This window comes from Streptomyces sp. SID8374 (assembly GCF_009865135.1).
Classification (GTDB): Bacteria; Actinomycetota; Actinomycetes; order Streptomycetales; family Streptomycetaceae; genus Streptomyces.
The window spans coordinates 2,293,777-2,309,999 of the sequence record NZ_WWGH01000001.1 but is presented as its reverse complement, the minus strand read 5'-3'; the positions used below and the strand labels follow the sequence as shown (position 1 = coordinate 2,309,999).

8 protein-coding genes are annotated in these 16,223 nt (G+C 71.5%); 4 read left to right on the top strand and 4 right to left on the bottom strand.

Annotation, left to right across the window (positions count from 1 at the left end; all coding sequences use genetic code 11):
* Nucleotides 1-141: 141 nt before the first annotated feature.
* The 4 genes from GTY67_RS10225 to GTY67_RS10210 form a co-directional block, all read right to left on the bottom strand.
* Nucleotides 142-3,057 (bottom strand): AAA family ATPase, encoded by a 2,916-nt coding sequence (locus tag GTY67_RS10225; protein WP_161278454.1) that lies wholly within the window; start codon nt 3,055-3,057, stop codon nt 142-144.
* A gap of 71 nt (nt 3,058-3,128) precedes the next feature.
* Nucleotides 3,129-3,323 (bottom strand): hypothetical protein, encoded by a 195-nt coding sequence (locus tag GTY67_RS10220; RefSeq protein ID WP_093688423.1) that lies wholly within the window; start codon nt 3,321-3,323, stop codon nt 3,129-3,131.
* 140 nt (nt 3,324-3,463) lie between these two features.
* Nucleotides 3,464-6,607 (bottom strand): type 2 lanthipeptide synthetase LanM family protein, encoded by a 3,144-nt coding sequence (locus GTY67_RS10215; protein WP_161278453.1) that lies wholly within the window; start codon nt 6,605-6,607, stop codon nt 3,464-3,466.
* A gap of 143 nt (nt 6,608-6,750) precedes the next feature.
* Nucleotides 6,751-7,827: a LacI family DNA-binding transcriptional regulator gene (locus tag GTY67_RS10210; RefSeq protein WP_093688419.1), complete on the bottom strand. Its 1,077-nt coding sequence runs from the start codon at nt 7,825-7,827 to the stop codon at nt 6,751-6,753.
* 109 nt (nt 7,828-7,936) lie between these two features.
* Here GTY67_RS10210 and GTY67_RS10205 point away from each other — a divergent pair, with 109 nt between their 5' ends.
* The 4 genes from GTY67_RS10205 (at nt 7,937) to GTY67_RS10190 (ending at nt 16,029) form a co-directional block, all read left to right on the top strand.
* Nucleotides 7,937-9,088 carry a Gfo/Idh/MocA family oxidoreductase gene (locus GTY67_RS10205; RefSeq protein ID WP_093688417.1) on the top strand — a complete coding sequence of 384 codons (1,152 nt, stop codon included), beginning with the start codon at nt 7,937-7,939 and terminating at the stop codon, nt 9,086-9,088.
* Complete coding sequence (locus tag GTY67_RS10200; RefSeq protein ID WP_161278452.1) at nt 9,085-10,239, top strand: dihydrodipicolinate synthase family protein; 1,155 nt, start codon at nt 9,085-9,087, stop codon at nt 10,237-10,239. Before GTY67_RS10205 ends, GTY67_RS10200 begins: the two co-directional genes overlap by 4 nt.
* Nucleotides 10,236-11,069, top strand: a complete 834-nt coding sequence (locus GTY67_RS10195) for a sugar phosphate isomerase/epimerase family protein (protein ID WP_161278451.1) — start codon at nt 10,236-10,238, stop codon at nt 11,067-11,069. The genes GTY67_RS10200 and GTY67_RS10195 overlap by 4 nt, the downstream gene beginning before the upstream one ends.
* A gap of 811 nt (nt 11,070-11,880) precedes the next feature.
* Nucleotides 11,881-16,029: a LamG-like jellyroll fold domain-containing protein gene (locus GTY67_RS10190; protein ID WP_237502577.1), complete on the top strand. Its 4,149-nt coding sequence runs from the start codon at nt 11,881-11,883 to the stop codon at nt 16,027-16,029.
* The last annotated feature ends 194 nt before the right edge of the window (nt 16,030-16,223 follow it).

The window sequence follows — 16,223 nt, the reverse complement described above, 5'->3', positions numbered from 1 at the left end:
CGGGCGGCAGACTGCCGTACGTACCCCTCGATCCTGGAGCCGTACGCAGACCGGCACATCGGGGGACTGCCCGCATGTTCCGCCCGTACACCCGACCGAAACCGCCCCGTGCCCCCATGTTGTGGGGGCACGGGAGACGCCTCAGGTCGGTTCCACCGCGCACTCCGCCGCGAACTCGCACAGCGCCGAGCGGTCCGCGCGCCCGGTCTTGCTGAGCAGGCTGGCCATGTGCTTCTCCACCGTGCGCGGCGAGATGGAGAGCCGCCGGGCGATCTGCTGGTTGCCGGGCCGCTCCGGGAGCAGCACGAACACCTCGTACTCCCGCGGGGTCACCCCGCTGGTCCGCAGCGACAGCGGGATGCGGTCCCAGCCGCCCCGGTGCTGGGTGACGCTCGCCCCGGCCTGCCGCAGCGCCGCCCGGCACGCGGAGGCGACCGCCTGCGCCCCGACCCCGTAGAAGAACTCCTCGGCCCGCCGCAGCCAGGCGACCGGCTCGCCCCACCCGTCGGCGCGGGCCGCGTCCGCGACCAGGCGCAGCCCGAGATGGCGGGCGACCGGGAAAGGCGTGGAGCGGGCGTCGAAGGCGGCCACCAGGCGGGCGGCCCCGGCCCGGTCGCCGGAACGGCCCAGCAGCACGGCGTCCGCCAGCTCCAGGAACTGTCCGTTCCAAGCCAGTTGGGCGCCGGGCGAGGCGCGTACGGCCTCGTACTCCTCCCGGTCCGCCGCCCCCGCCAGCACCCGCAGGAAGGGGCGCAGCCCGTAACTCCCGCTCAGATAGAAGTAGCTGGGGTGGTCCCGCTCCCAGGCCTGCACCGCGTCCAGCCCCTCCAGGGCCCGTTCCCGGTCCTCCTCCAGGAGGGCGCCGATCGCCTTGCACAGCCCCAACTGGTGCGGCACGAGCAGGGATTGCTCACCACCCGCCCGGCGGAACGCGGCGAGCGCCCGGTCCATGTCCCGCCGCCGCCCCCGGTGCGCGGCCATCGTGGCGGCGGAGAGCAGCAGATAGCGGTGGGCGGAGAGGTTGCCGACCCGGGCGCTGGCCTCCAGCGAACGGTCGATGATCTCCTGCGCCTCGTCCCAACGGGCGCACAGCACCGCGTTCATGGCGAGCAGCCCGTCCACCGTCTGGGTCAGCAGCAGCGCACCCAGCTCCGTGGCCGCGGCCCGCGCCGAGCGCAGCCGGGAGGCGTCCCCGGTCCGCATGAAGGCGTTCGCCCCGAGCCGCACCAGGGCCTCCGCCCGCCAGACGGGCAGACCGTGGTCGGTGGAGAGCGCGAGCATCCGCTCCAGGCAGGCGTCCGCCTCGTCGAACCCCTTCTCGCGCAGCAGCAGCGCCAGCAGCTGCCAGGCCTGGCAGGCCACCACGGGCAGCCCCTCGGCCTCGGCGATCTCCGCGGCCTCGCGGGCGGCCCGCTCGGTCTCCGAGGGGCACCGGTGCTCCTGCCCGGGGAGCAGGGCGAGATGGGCGTCGGCGACGGCGAGCGCGGCCCGGCGGCCGGGCGCCGGCTCATGGCCGAGCAGGGTGCGGGCGGCGTCGATCTGGCGGGCCGCGTCGGCCGCCCGCTCGGCCATCACCGCCACCCAGGCGATCTTGACGTGGACCTCGCCGCGCCGGTCGGCGGCCTCGGTGCGCGCCGGGACCGGCGGCAGCGTCTCGGCCAGCTCCAGGGCGGCGTCCAGGTCGCCGCCCTCGGCCCGGGCGACCGCAAGGGACTCGGCGATGGCGGCCCGGTCGGCGTCGGCGGCCAGGGGGCAGGCCCGCTCCAGCAGCACCACGGCCGAACCGTGGGCCCCTGAGGCGAGCATCCGTCTCCCGGCCTCCGCGAACCGCAGGGCCGCGCCCGAGCGGTTGCCCGCGGCGAGGTGGAGGGAGGCGACGAGCTGCTGCCCGTCCTCGTCGAGGGGGTGGCCGGAGTGCTCCACGGCCCCGGCGGCGCGGCGGGCGAGCGAGGCGCGCTCGGCCGGGGCGAGCGAGGAGATCAGCGCCTCGGCGGTCAGCGAGTGGCGGAAGGCGTACCGGTCGGGGGCGGCGCCGTCGGGGGCGATCACGCCCGCCTCGACGGCGGACCGCAGATGGGTGAAGAGGGCCCGGTCCTCGAAACCGGTGACGGTCTGGAGCACGGAGACGGAGAACTGGCCGCCCAGGGTGGCCGCCGCGAGTAAGAGGTCCCGGACCGGCTCGTCCAGCCGGTCGAGTCTGCGGGTCCAGCTCCGCACGATGCCCGAGGGGACCGGCCCGCCGGGATCGTCGGCCGCCTCCCAGCCGCCCTCCGCCCGGCGCAACTGGCCGGTGTCCAGCAGGTCCGCCAGCAGCACTTCCACCAAGTAGGGGTTGCCGCCCGCGCGTTCGGCGAGGCGCCGGTGCACCTCCGGGGGTATCTCCTCGGGCGCCGCCTCCAGACACGCACCGGTCAGCGCCCGCATCTGCTCGTCGGCGAGCGGTTTCAACTCCCGTACGGTGGCGGCCTGGCGGCGCTCCGCGGAGCGTACGAGGTCGAGGGCGGCCCCCGCCTCCGGGCGCAGCGTCCCCAGGAGCAGGATCGGCAGATCGGCGAGGTTGTCGATGACGTACTCGACCACCGCGACGGTCTCCGTGTCGCTGTCGTGCAGGTCCTCCAGCAGGATCGCGCAGCCGGACTCCCGGCCCAGCACGGACAGCAGCCGCAGCAGCGCCTCCGCCAGCTCCACCACGGTCTCCGGATAGCCGGGCGAGGCCTCCTGGCGCCACTCGGGGACCAACCGGGCCAGCGCGGGGTGGTAGGGGGCCAGCTCGGGGTCGGTCGGGGTGCCGGCGGCCCGGAAGCGCGAGGAGAGGGCTTCCACGAGTGGCCGGAACGGGACGACGAGCCCGGTCGACGTGGCCCGGCCCCGGAGCACGGGCATGTTGAGCCCGTACGCCCGGTAGGCGCACTCACCCACCAGCCGGGATTTGCCGATCCCCGCCTCGCCGAGGAAGAACAAGGCGCGCCCCGAACGCCGTTGCACGGCGTCCAGGGCGCTGCTCAGCAGGCCGATCTCCTCGTCCCGCCCGACGATGACCGGCGAAGTGGCTCGCATGGCCGCAGGCTACTGGAGTCGTAACTCATCCGGCAGTGGCTCAATGCGCCACAATACGGGCCGAGCTGTGGTTAAAGGGGAATCATGGTGGTCCACGGAAGGTCGATGGTGTTGCCGGTCTCGCCCTCCGAGGCGCTGAGGAGTCTGCTGCGCATCCCCAGCCCGCCGCCGATACCGAGGGATATCTGGCCGGCCGGGTGGTCGTAGGCGCCCTCGTGGGCGGAGGTGCCGGATCCCTGCATCGCCGATTCGCTGATGTGCGTCATCTCTGCCTCATTCTCTGCCGAGTGCTGAATTCTGAACGGACTGAACGGTGAACGAAGGGTTTCTGACGGTTGGTCGACAACGGGTGCGGTCAGGAGGTCGGTGCGGATGGAACGGCTGATATCAGCCGCAGGGTGCCGGTCTAGGCGGCCCCCGCGGACGGGTGGAGGAGCAGCGCGGAGCCGATCCGGTCGGGGAACCCCGCCCGCAGCAGTCCGTGCCCGATGCCCGAGAGGCCGGTGAGCAGCCCCGGGTGCGGTACGTGTCCGGGGGTCCCGCAGCGCGGCCCCTCCCGGTCGGCAGCGGCCAGCAGCGTCCCGGCCCGGCGCACCCACGGCGTACGGTCGCCGGTCAGGGCGCTGTGGCCGAGCAGCTCCAGCAGGCCGAGCTCGCCGTGGCAGAGGCTGTCGTCGGCGAGCGGCGCGCAGTCCGCCAGCTCACCGGTCCGCTCCGCCAGCCAGCCGGACAGGTCCGGATCGGTGAGCGCGTCCGGGCTGTCCGCGACGGCGAGGGCCACGCCCGCGGCCCCCTCGCACCAGGCCAGGCCCCCCGTCACCTCGACGGTCGCCCGGCGCAGGGCCCGCAGCCCCGCCGTACGGTACTGCTCACCGCCCCCCGCCGCGGCGAAGCGCAGCAGCGCCCAGCCGATGCCCGCGGCCCCCTCCGCGAAGCCCCCGGCGGCCGGGAGCGGTGCGACGGAGAGACGTTCGGCGCAGCGCTCGGCGCCCCGCCAGGCCTCGGCCCGGCCGGTGGTGCGGTGCACCGCGAGCAGGGAGACCAGCCCGCCGGCCGCACCGCCGCGCACCCCGTACCCGTCCTCGGCGGCGCTCGCCGCGCAGGCCAGCCGGGTCGCCGGACCCGCCAGCTCCAGGACCGTGGCGTCGCCGAGGAGCGAGCCCACCTCGGCCAGGGCGTACGCGATGCCGCCGAGGCCCGCGAAGGCCCCCGAGCCCAGCACCGTGAGGTCGTCGACCCGGCCGTGCAGCGCGTCCAGCAGCCCGGGGACCGGGGCCAGCGCCTCGCGGGCGGCCTCGGCGTACCGCTCGGCGCCGGAGAGGGCGGCCAGCTGGGCGAGGAAGAGCGCGGGACCGGTGTAGCCGCTCGCGAGGTCGGCCGCCATCGGGGCGAGCCGCCAGTAGCGCTCGCCGAGCAGCTCCAGGCCGATCCAGTTGGTGCGGGCCTCGTGCCGGTAGGCGAGCGAGACGAGCTGATCGCCCACCGAGCGTGCGGCGGAAAGCAGTTGCTCCGGCTCGGGGGCCGTCGCGGCCGTCCGGGCCCGCGCTCCGCCCTCCGCCCGGTGCGGCGGTTCGGGGGAGGTGGACACCATGGCGGCCCGGATGATCCGCTCCTGGTCCTGGCGGTCCACCGTGTCCATGGCCCGCACCTTCTCCTCGACCCGGGCCAGCCCGGTGGGTCCCGGCGCGACCGGCACCCCGCGCCCGGTGCCGCTCCACAGGTCGGCGGAGCCGGGCCGGGTGAGGAAGACCGGCACATCGCCGTTCCACAGCTCCTCGATCTCCTCGTCCTCCAGCCCGGGCAGCGCGGGCACGCCCAGGGCGGGGGTGCGCAGCAGGGAGAGGACCTGGTCGCGCTCGGCGGCGTCCCGCATCAGGTCGGGGTGGGTCGACTCGTCCAGCAGCGTGGTGTAGGCCCAGGTCGGCCGGGGCACGACCCGCACCTCGTCCTGTGCGAAGTCGGTCAACAGGCCGCGCTTGCCGAGCAGTTCGTCGCGGTAGTCGCTGATGGCGGTGTAGCCGACGCGGAACCCCTCGCAGAGGGAGTCGGTGTACGCCGACGGGTCGGCCGGAACCCCTTCCAGCCGGGGCCGGTTGGCGGACTCGGTGAACCGCGCGGAGCGCCGTACCAGCCGCATGGTGTCCGTGCCCGCGTCCGCCCAGTCGGCGGTCTCGATCGGGGAGGAGGCAGCCCGGCCGCCGCCGATCGCGGAGACGTCGAGTGCGGCCGAGTCCCCGACCAGCAGCTGCGGCAGCAGCCCGACCCGGTGGACCGAGTCGTGCAGGGCCCGGGCGGCGGGGTCGGCGGAGTGGGCCTGGGTGAGCGGCGGGTGGAAGAGGGTCTCCACATCGACCAGGACCGGGTGCGACCCGCAGGCGATCAGGTTCTCCTGGTGCAGATCGGTGCCGTCCAGCAGGTGGAGCAGGGCCAGCAGCGCGCCCTGGCGCCGGTAGAAGAGATGGGTCTCGGCGGTCGAGGTGCAGGGCCGCTCCTCGACGAACTCCACCCACCCGTAGTCGCCCCGGTCCAGCACCCGCAGCGCCCGCAGCCCCGGTGTCCCGGGCAGCGAACCGAACCACTCCACCAGGGAGTTGAAGTGCCGGTGCGCCGCGAGCGGGCGCGGCTTGTAGACCAGCCGGGTGCCGTCGGTGAACCGCAGCAGCATCACCGAGCGGCCCCCGCGGTGGCTGTCACCCGCACCGGCATCGACCCCGGTCAGCGCCACCGGCCCGCGCCCGGCGCCCTCCGGCCCCGGGTCGCCCAACACGCCGGAGGTGGCCAGCAGTTCGCGGTCGTCGGCGAGCCGGCCGAGCATCTCCGTGAAGGCGTCGGCGGCGGCCAGGCTCGTCCGGGCCAGGATGCGGGCCAGTACGGGATAGGAGGTGAGGAAGGCCGCGAGCCCGTCCCGTCCCGCCGTCCGCCGCAGGAAGTCCCGGAACCGCTCCTCGGGCCCCTCCCCGGCCAGCCGCCCCGCCCGCCGCGCCTTGTGCAGCTCCAGCACGAGCGTCCGGGCCGCGAGCCGGGCCAGCCGCCGGACCAGGTGGGAGCGGAAGTCCTCCAGCACGGGGGCGAGCCCGACGGCGTTCCCGGCCCGTACGGCGTTGTTCGACGGCGAGGTCAGCAGCCGCCCGGCGGCCCGCTCGGCGAAGGGAGCGACGACCAGGGCGAACCCGGTGAGGCCGGGGTACTCCCGTTCGGCGACGACGGCCTGGGGCGGCGCGTCCGCGATGACGGCCCGTACGAAGGCGACCCAGTCGGGCTCGCACAGGGGCGGGTCGCCGACGATGCCGGGGAGCCACCAGGGGTCGGGGTGGGGGTTCGGTGCGGGGGTGGAGCCGGGTGCGGTGCTGCTGCCGGTGCCGCTCGTCCTCGCCGGGACGGTCGCTCCGGCGGCCGGGGAAGAGTCGGCGGCGGACCCGGCAGGCCGGGCGGAGGCGGCGGACGCGGCGGACGCGGCGGACCCGGCGGGCTGGGTGGACCCGTTGGTGCCCGGGAGGGCGGGGCGGGCAGGAGCCCCCGTACCGCCACTGCCGATCAGTTCCTTCTCCACCGCACCTCCCAGGTCGGGAACGGCCCACCGGACCGCTCACGAACCATCCTGGGGCGGGGACTCCCGTGGCGCATGGGGGAGTTGCCCCCATCTTTCGCCCCCGGCCCCCAGAAGGGGCGGGTGCATCCCCCAGAGGGAGGGCCTCACCCCACCCGGGGCGGAGCCGTCGACCCCCGGATCATCAACTCGGCGGCGATGGTGGCGATTCCGCCCGGCGGCGGGTCCTCCTTGCCCATGGCGAGCCGCCCGGCCCGCGCACCCGCCTCGAAGAGCGGCAGCCGTACGGTCGTCAGCGCGGGTACGGCGTCCACCGAGAAGGGCAGGTCGTCGAAGCCCGCCACCGAGATGTCCTGCGGGATGCGCAGCCCCTGGTCCCGTACGGCGGCGCAAGCTCCCAGCGCCACGGTGTCGTTGGCGGCGACGACGGCCGTCACCCCCGGCTCCCGGCGCAGTATTTCGAGGGTCGCCTCGTACCCGGAGCGCCGGTCGTAGGGCCCGTGCACGGTCAGCCGCTCCTCGTCCTCGGGCTCCGTGCCGAGCCCGGCCGCCCGGAGGGCCTCGCGGTGGCCTTCCAGCCGGTGCCGGGTGGTGGTCCGTTCGGGCGGCCCGGCGACGTAACCGATCCTGCGGTGGCCCAGCGAGATCAGGTGCTCGGTCAGCCGCCGTCCGCCGCCCCGGTTGTCGAAGGCGAGCGCGGCGACGAGCGCGTCCCCGTCGGGGAGCGGGGGGCGCCCGCAGAAGACGATCCGGGTGCCGGCGTCCGCCATCTTGGCCAGCTTCGCGGACATGGCGGCCTGGTGGTCCGGGTTCTCCACCGCACCGCCCGTGAGGACGACGGCGGCGGCGCGCTGGCGCTGGAGGAGGGTGAGGTAGGTGAGCTCGCGCTCGGGGGAGCCGCCGGTGTTGCAGATGACGGCCAGCTTCTCGCCGCCCGCCCGCCCGGAGCCGTCCCCGGGCCCGCCGATCTGGGTCTGCGCGGCCCCCGCCATGATCCCGAAGAAGGGGTCGGCGATGTCGTTGACCAGGATGCCGACCAGGTCGGACGTGGCGGCGGCCAGCGAGCTGGCGGGCCCGTTGAGCACGTAGTCCAGGTCGTCCACCGCGCGCAGGACCCGCTCCCGGGTCGAGGCGGCGACCGGGTAGTTGCCGTTCAGCACACGGGAGACGGTGGCCGGGGACACCCGGGCGCGGGCCGCCACGTCCGCCAGGGTGACTGTCATCGCTTTCCTCCGTGAGTCACGTGCGGCGCCCCTCTTGTCCGGCCGCTGTCCGCAGGCTAGCGTCATCTCGTATAGAAAGCGCTTGCTACGGCTGTATGGAGGGAACTTCGTGACACGCAGGACAGTGCGCATCGCCATGAACGGCGTCACAGGTCGCATGGGATACCGGCAGCATCTGGTGCGTTCGATCCTCGCGATCCGCGAGCAGGGCGGCCTCGACCTGGGCGACGGCGAGGTGCTCTGGCCCGAGCCCGTCCTCGTCGGCCGCCGCGCCCACGCCCTGGAGGAGCTGGCCGCCCGGCACGGCCTGACCGAGTGGTCGACGGACCTGGACGCGGTGCTCGCGGACGACACGGTCGACATCTACTTCGACGCCCAGGTCACCTCGGCCCGGGTGGAGGCGATCAAGAAGGCCGTGGCGGCGGGCAAGCACATCTACACCGAGAAGCCCACGGCCACGGACGTCGAGGGCGCCCTCGACCTGGCCCGCCTCGCCCGGGACGCGGGCATCAAGCACGGCGTGGTCCAGGACAAGATCTTCCTGCCGGGCCTGCTGAAGCTGAAGCGCCTGATAGACGGCGGCTTCTTCGGCGAAATCCTCTCCGTCCGGGGGGAGTTCGGCTACTGGGTCTTCGAGGGCGACTGGCAGGAGGCCCAGCGCCCCTCGTGGAACTACCGCGCGGAGGACGGCGGCGGCATCGTCGTGGACATGTTCCCGCACTGGGAGTACGTGCTCCACGAGCTGTTCGGCCAGGTCACCTCCGTAACGGCGCATGTGCAGACGCACGTTCCGCAGCGCTGGGACGAGCACGGCAAGCCGTACGAGGCGACCGCCGACGACGCCGCGTACGGGATCTTCCAGCTGGCGGGCGGGGCGGTCGCGCAGATCAACTCGTCCTGGACGGTCCGGGTCAACCGCGACGAGCTGGTGGAGTTCCAGGTGGACGGCACGCACGGCTCGGCGGTGGCCGGCCTGCGCAACTGCCGTGTACAGCACCGCTCTTCGACCCCCAAGCCGGTCTGGAACCCGGACCTTCCGGTCACGGAGTCGTTCCGCGACCAGTGGCAGGAGATCCCGGACAACCAGGAGTTCGACAACGGCTTCAAGGCGCAGTGGGAGCTGTTCCTGCGCCATGTGGCGCTGGACGAGCCGTACACCTGGGACCTGCTGGCGGGTGCGCGGGGCGTCCAACTCGCCGAGCTGGGGCTGAAGTCGTCGGCGGAGGGCCGCCGCTTCGAGGTGCCGGAGCTGACGCTGTGACGGCTCCGGTGCCGCTGCCGCAGGGCCCGTACACACCGCGTACGACGCCTCTCGCCCTTGCGCCGGGAGGGGCGCCGCTCACCTCCCGTACGGTCTTCTCGGCGGCCCACGTGGTCGCGGACCCGTACGCGGACATCAGCCCGGACGACCCGGCGGCGGTCGACTGGGAGTCCACGCTCGCCTTCCGCCGCCACCTCTGGTCGCACGGCCTGGGTGTGGCGGAGGCGATGGACACGGCGCAGCGCGGGATGGGCCTGGACTGGGCGGGCGCGGCCGAACTGATCCGCCGCTCGGCGGCCGAGGCGAAGGCGATGGGCGGCAGGATCGCCTGCGGCGTGGGCACGGACCAGCTGCCCGCGACGGGCGAGCCGACCCTCGCCGAGGTCAGGTCGGCGTACGAGGAGCAGCTGGCCCTCGCCGAGGAGAACGCCGTACAACCGATCCTGATGGCGTCCCGCGCCCTGGCCCGGGCGGCAGGGGGCCCGGAGGACTACCTGTCCACGTACGCGCACCTCCTGCGCCAGGCCTCGGAGCCGGTGATCCTGCACTGGCTGGGCCCGATGTTCGATCCGGCCCTCGACGGCTACTGGGGCAGCGGCGACCTGGACGAGGCGACGGACACGTTCCTGAAGGTCATCGCCGAACACCCGGACAAGGTCGACGGCATCAAGATCTCCCTCCTGGACGCGGCCCGCGAGATCGACGTCCGGCGCCGCCTCCCGGGCGGGGTGCGGTGCTACACGGGCGACGACTTCAACTACCCGGAGCTGATCGCGGGCGACGAACAGGGCTTCAGCCACGCGCTGTTGGGCATCTTCGACCCGCTGGGCCCGCTGGCGGCACATGCGGTACGGGTGCTGGACACGGGGGACGTGGCAGGCTTCCGCGCCCTCCTGGACCCCACGGTCGAACTCTCCCGCCACCTCTTCCAGCCGCCGACCCGCTTCTACAAGACGGGCGTGGTGTTCCTGGCCTGGCTGGCGGGCCACCAGGACCACTTCACGATGGCGGGCGGATTGCAGTCGGCGCGCTCGCTGCCGCACCTGGCGAAGGCGTACGAACTGGCGGACGGCTTGGGCCTGTTCCCGGACCCGGAGCTGGCGGCCCACCGTATGCGAGCGCTCCTCGCGGTCCACGGAGGAACACGATGAACGAGCACCTGTCCCGCCTCTCGCTCAACCAGGAGACCATCAAGCAGTGGTCGCTGCCCGAGCTGGCGGAGGGCTGCGTCAAGGCGGGCATCGGCCGGGTCGGCCTGTGGCGGGCGCCGATCCAGGCGTACGGCGTCGAGCGCACGGCCAGGCTCCTGGCGGACGCGGGCCTCACGGTCACCAGCCTCTGCCGCGGCGGCTTCCTCACCGCCCTGGACCCGGCGGAGAGGGCCGCAGCCCTGGACGACAACCGCCGGGCGATCGACGAGGCGGCGACCGTCTCCACGGACACCCTGGTCCTGGTCTCCGGCGGCCTCCCGCCCGGCAGCCGGGACCTGCACGGCGCCCGCGAACGAGTGGCGGATGCGCTGGCCGAACTCGCCCCGTACGCGGCGGAGCGCGGCGTACGGCTGGCGATCGAACCGCTGCACCCGATGTTCGCCTCGGACCGCTGCGTGGTCTCAACTCTCGCCCAGGCCCTGGACCTTGCGGAACGCTTCCCGGCCGAGCAGGTGGGGGTGGTCGTCGACACGTACCACGTCTGGTGGGACGACCGGGCCCCCGCCGAGATCGCCCGCGCGGGAGCGGGCGGCCGCATCCACTCCTTCCAGCTGGCCGACTGGATCACCCCGCTCCCGGCGGGCGTGCTGCTGGGCCGGGGCCAACTGGGCGACGGAAGCGTGGACTTCCGCGCGTTCCGCAGGCACGTGGAGGCGGCGGGCTTCGACGGCCCGATCGAGGTGGAGATCTTCAACGAGACGCTGTGGGCCCGGGACGGGGCGGAGGTGCTGGCCGAGGTGGCTGAGCGCTATGGGCAACATGCCTGCTGAGGGCCCCGATCGAGGCCAAAGGTAAAGAGATCGTAAAGGGCTGCAACCTTTGCGTACCCTCCCGGGTCACACATGGCGTCGGGACTTCCGGGGAGGGGTCCGGGGGGAACGGGAAGGCCCGACGGGGGGAAAGCGAGGGGGGTCCGGCCGAGAGGCCGGGCCCCATTCTTGCTTCGCGGCCTCCGGCGAGGGGTGGCGGGCGGGGTGGAGGCTGCCCGGCGTCTCCTCTTCCTTGCCTGTGGAGCGTCCTGAGATGAGTAGCGCTCCGGCGATTCCGGGAGATGAGCCCTGGCGCACGTGGCAGCGCGTGGGTATGGGCGAACGGCATCGAGGAATTCCCGAGTGGGACCGCAGTGGCGTTAGAGGCCTCAGTGGGCCTTCCATCGGCGGGGGTTGTTTGGCCATCAGGGCTTCGGTGGCTGGGTCGGTGGCAGTCGGCGCGGTGCGGCGAGTCTGCTTCATCCTTGTGTTGGATCACATCGGGACGCGCGAGTCAATCGTGATGTAGATCACGGTGGCCTGCCAGGCTTTCGCTGGGTTAACGCCCGGTTTATCTCCGTTGACCTTGCCCCGCCTGTGCGTGTTGTTTGTTTCTGTGAGAAAACTGTGGATGCTTGGCGGGCAGAGTGTGTCGAAGGTGTGTGCCCGAAATAGGTTCAGTGGCAGGGCTGTTGGTGCCCTGCTAGGCATGTCGTTGGCCCTTGGAGCACTACCGTCCACTCTCGGTGAAGCAGAGGCGGTGGAGAGCACTGCCCCCGCCGGAGCGATCACACAGTCGCCCCGGAGCGCTGATACCGGATCTGGTGAGCAGATGCTCTCGGAGGCGGAAGCGCGGGCAAAGGCCGAGCAGAGCGGCAAGTCCACCGAGATCACCGCACTCCGCAGTCAGATGCGCGAAGTATTCGTGACGCCTGAGGGCAATCTGGAGGCGCGTGAATATCTCCGGCCGGTGTGGACCCGGTCCGAGGGCGTCTGGAAGCGTGTCAACACAGACCTGGCAGTTGGCCGTGGGGGGACGATCGTGCCGGTCGCATCCACGGTGGATCTGGAGTTTTCCGCAGGCGGCACCGATACGCCGCTGGTCCGGTTGGAACGCTCCGGCCGCGAATTGAGCTTGTCATGGCCCGGATCGCTGCCGGCCCCACGGCTCGACGGGCCGATTGCCACTTACGAGTCCGTGCTGCCGGACGTCGATCTGCGCATGACTGCCCAGGAGGACGGGTTTACGCAGCTCTTGGTCGTGAGGACAGCGGAGGCCGCGCAGAGTCCTCAACTGGCACAGCTCCGGCTGAAGATGGATACGGAGAAGCTGAACGTCCGGGTGACGCCGGAGAACGGTCTGGAGGCCCTGGACGCAGGGGCCGGGACAGCCGTTTTCGAAGCGTCGAGGCCGATGATGTGGGACTCCAGCCCCGGGTCGGGAACCGCGATCACCGAATCGGCCGGGAAAGCGGCTCTGTCGGGTAAGAGGGCGGCTGACCCGGAGGAGACATTCGAAGGTGCCATGGCAGAGCCCGGCGCTGGAGAGTCGGGGAAACTCGCGCCGGTAGGGGTGGAGGTGCCCGCCGGACAGAAGGAGCTGGTGCTCACCCCTGACAAGGACGTTCTGCGGTCGGACGACACCGTCTATCCCGTGTACATCGACCCGCAGTGGCACACCCCGCCCAGTACGGCTTGGACGATGGCGTCGGCGTACTGGGCATCGTCACCGCAGTGGAAGTTCAACGGTGATCCGGACGCCGGACTCGGATACTGCAACTGGGCCTACTGCGCCCCGCACGACACCAAGCGCCTCTTCTACCAGATTTCGGTGTCCCAGTTCGCGGGCAGGTCGATCCTGTCGGCGGAATTCGTGGTGCGCAACACCTGGTCTGCGTCGTGCTCGGCCCGTGGGGTCGAACTGTGGACGACCAAGGGCATCTCCTCGTCGACCACCTGGAACAGCCAGCAGGCAAGCGGCTTCTGGATCGAGCGACTGGCCTCTGAGTCGTTCGCTCACGGATATACGGGCTGTGCTGCCAAGGACGCCGAGTTCAACGTCAAGGCGGCGGTGCAGCGCGCAGCCAACAGCAAGAGTTCGACGATGACGTTCGGCCTGCGCGCAGCCAATGAGAGCGACGGCTATGCCTGGAAGCGCTTCTCCGACAAGGCCTATCTGCGGGTGCAGTACAACCGGGCGCCGCCGCAGATCAAGATGTCCCAGCTCTCGATGGAGATCGGCGGAACGTGCAAGAGGCCGTCCGCCGCAGCACGCGTACGGACTCTGGGGGTGATCTATGCCACCGGTGTGACCGACCCCGACGGCGACAACGTCAGTGTCGAGTTCGAGGCCCAATGGGACTCCGGCGACGGCAAGGGGACGATCGTTCGGTGGAGGTCGGGCCGGACTACCTCGAAGAAGTCGGGTGCCGACTTCCATATTGGCCTGCCCTCCTCGATACCCCAGAACAAGCAGATCTTCTGGTACGCACGGAGCTATGACGGGGCCCAGTACTCTCCTTGGTCGACTTCCGGTGATCCGACCGGCTGCTACTTCGTCTACGACGCCACCGTGCCCAAGGCGCCCACCATCTCGTCCGGTGACTATCCGGCCTCCGATCCCGAGAACCCCGAAGATCCTTGGCATGACGGTGTGGGCAAGCACGGTACGTTCACGATCAAGGCCGCAGAGAACGACGTGACCAAGTACTGGTTCGGTGTCAACGGCGACCCCACAGCCGCCAACACCATCACGACATCAGGTGGTGCTGCCAAGAGCGTTCTGCTCCTGCCGGCCAAGCCGGGGCTGAGCTTCGTCACAGCCCGGTCGTTCGACCAGGCGGGTAACGGCAGCGAGACCCGCACCTACCGATACCGCGTCAAGGCCGGACAGCCCGAGCGGGCTGTCTGGGAACTCGACGAGGCCGGCGGAGCGAGCCAGGCCGCAGGTTCGTCAGGGGCCCGTATCGCCAAACTGCACGGCGGTGCCACCACCGGAGGCGCCGGTAAGAAGGGCAAGACCCTTCATCTGGACGGCACAAGCGGGTACGCGGCCACCGACATCCCGACAGTCAACACGGCCAACGGCTTCAGTGTGTCCGCGTGGGTCAAGCTCGACAGGATTCCCACGGATGCCGCTGTTGTAGCGGCACAGCCCGGCAACCACTCCCCGGGCTTCGAGCTGTACTACTCCCACGGCTACCAGCGGTGGGTCTTCAACCAGTACACCTCCGACACCCCTGGAGCCCCGATAGCCCGTGCGATGGCTTCGCAGGCCGGCGGTGTCACCGCGAACGCGTGGACTCACCTGGTGGGCGTCTACAGCGGCGGCGACAAGGAGCTGAGGCTGTACGTCAACGGTGCGCTCGTCGGCTCCACGCCGTACACGACTGCGTGGGACGCCCGTCGGGGTCTGCAGATCGGTGCCGCGAACCTGCGAGGCTCTGTGACCAATTACTTCCCTGGAGCCATCGACGAACTGCGCATCTTCGACAAGCCCGTCAGTGCCACCGAGGTGACCCGTTTGTACAACCTGCAGTCCATAGGCAGCGGGCGGACGGCTCGCGCCGTCTTCCCGATGGATGAGGACTCCGGGGCCACCGAGGTTATCGGCCGGGCCGACACCCAACCCCTCGGTCTCGTCGGTGACGCCCGACTCGGAAGCCCCGGTATCGCGGGCAGGGCGCTGGAACTGGACGGCGCGGGTGACTACGCACACACCGCCGCACCGCACGCCGACACCCAGCGCTCCTTCGCAGTCTCGGCTTGGGCGAAACTCGACAGGGTTCCCGCCCAGGCGGCCACTGTGGTCGCACAACTAGGCGCGAATCGACCAGGTTTCGAGCTGTTCTATTCCAAGACGTACAACCGCTGGGGCTTTACCCAGTACTCGGCCGACATACCGGGGGCTCAGCAGATCAGGATTGTGCAGCCTGAGGGCACCATCGTGAGGCCTGGGGAGTGGGCGCATCTGGTGGGTGTTCACGATGCGGTGGAGAAGACGCTCACCTTGTATGTCAACGGTACAAGAGTGGGCAGCGTCCCGCAGACCGCGCCCTGGTACGCGGGCGGCCGGGTCCAGGTCGGCGCCCTGAGCATCGACGGCGGACAACTGATCCAGTTCTTCCCCGGGCAGATCGACGACGTGCGGTTGTACGACCGGCCGGTCTCCGCGGAGGAGGTCCAGCAACTGTTCCGGCAACGCCCCATCGTCAAGGCCCGCTGGAAGTTCGAGACGGCCAGTTCGACGACGCCACCCACCACCCCGGACGCGTCTCCGACGGGAGCGGCCCTGACCCTGCACAACGGGGCCGGGGTGGGATCGGGCTGGGTCGACGGCGGGTTGGAACTCGACGGAGTGGACGACTACGCCGCGACGGTGGGCGCCGTGCCCCCCGTCGATACCTCCGGAAGTTTCACCGTGAGCGCCTTCGCCCAGGCAGCCGCCGTACCGACCAAGCCGGCCGCTCTGATCAGTGCTCCCGGCACCTCCAGGAACGCCTTCGAGGTCCGCTACGTTCCGAGCGCGACACCGCAGACGACCGGAGGCCGCTGGCAGATCACCACCGGCCAGGCCGATTCCACGGCCGCCACCGAAACCGACGTGGCCTACGGGCCGTTCTCCGGGGTCGATGAATGGCACCACCTCGCCTTGGTCTACGACGGATTCGCCCGGGAACTGAGGCTCTACGTCAACGGATCGTTGGAGGAGACGGCATGCGCCGACAGCGACGGCGACGGCGTGGCGGACGATCCCACATGTGAGGAGAGGATCTCCCGTGCCGAGAACGTGATCACGTTCAAGGCCGCTCAAGGGCTTCACATCGGACGCACGAAGACCGGAGTGAACACGTGGGGTGAGTACTGGCCGGGTGCGGTGTCGGACCTGTGGACCTTCCAGGGCGCACTGAGCGAGACCGCCATCGCCCATCTGGCCCAAGGCGTTCCCGGGGCCGAGACCACCGTTCCCGGCAGCGACTGAGCAGTCGGGGGTCCGACGACATGGTCGGACCCTCCCACGCCCTGATCCACCGCAGCGGTACGCGTCTCGTGCTGCCGACTGCTCCGAACTTGCACGACGAAGGATGAGGATGAACGGCAGACAGCGGACGCGAGTCCGTTCCCTGTGGCGCAGGACAGCACTGGCCTCGGCCATGGTCCTGGTGGGAACCCTGC

Bases quoted from the DNA above. Each gene is read 5' to 3' on its own strand.
- GTY67_RS10225 (WP_161278454.1), bottom strand. From the start codon at position 3,057: ATGCGAGCCACTTCGCCGGTCATCGTCGGGCGGGACGAGGAGATCGGC.
- GTY67_RS10220 (WP_093688423.1), bottom strand. From the start codon at position 3,323: ATGACGCACATCAGCGAATCGGCGATGCAGGGATCCGGCACCTCCGCC.
- GTY67_RS10210 (WP_093688419.1), bottom strand. From the start codon at position 7,827: ATGACAGTCACCCTGGCGGACGTGGCGGCCCGCGCCCGGGTGTCCCCG.
- GTY67_RS10195 (WP_161278451.1), top strand. From the start codon at position 10,236: ATGAACGAGCACCTGTCCCGCCTCTCGCTCAACCAGGAGACCATCAAG.
- GTY67_RS10190 (WP_237502577.1), top strand. From the start codon at position 11,881: ATGCTCTCGGAGGCGGAAGCGCGGGCAAAGGCCGAGCAGAGCGGCAAG.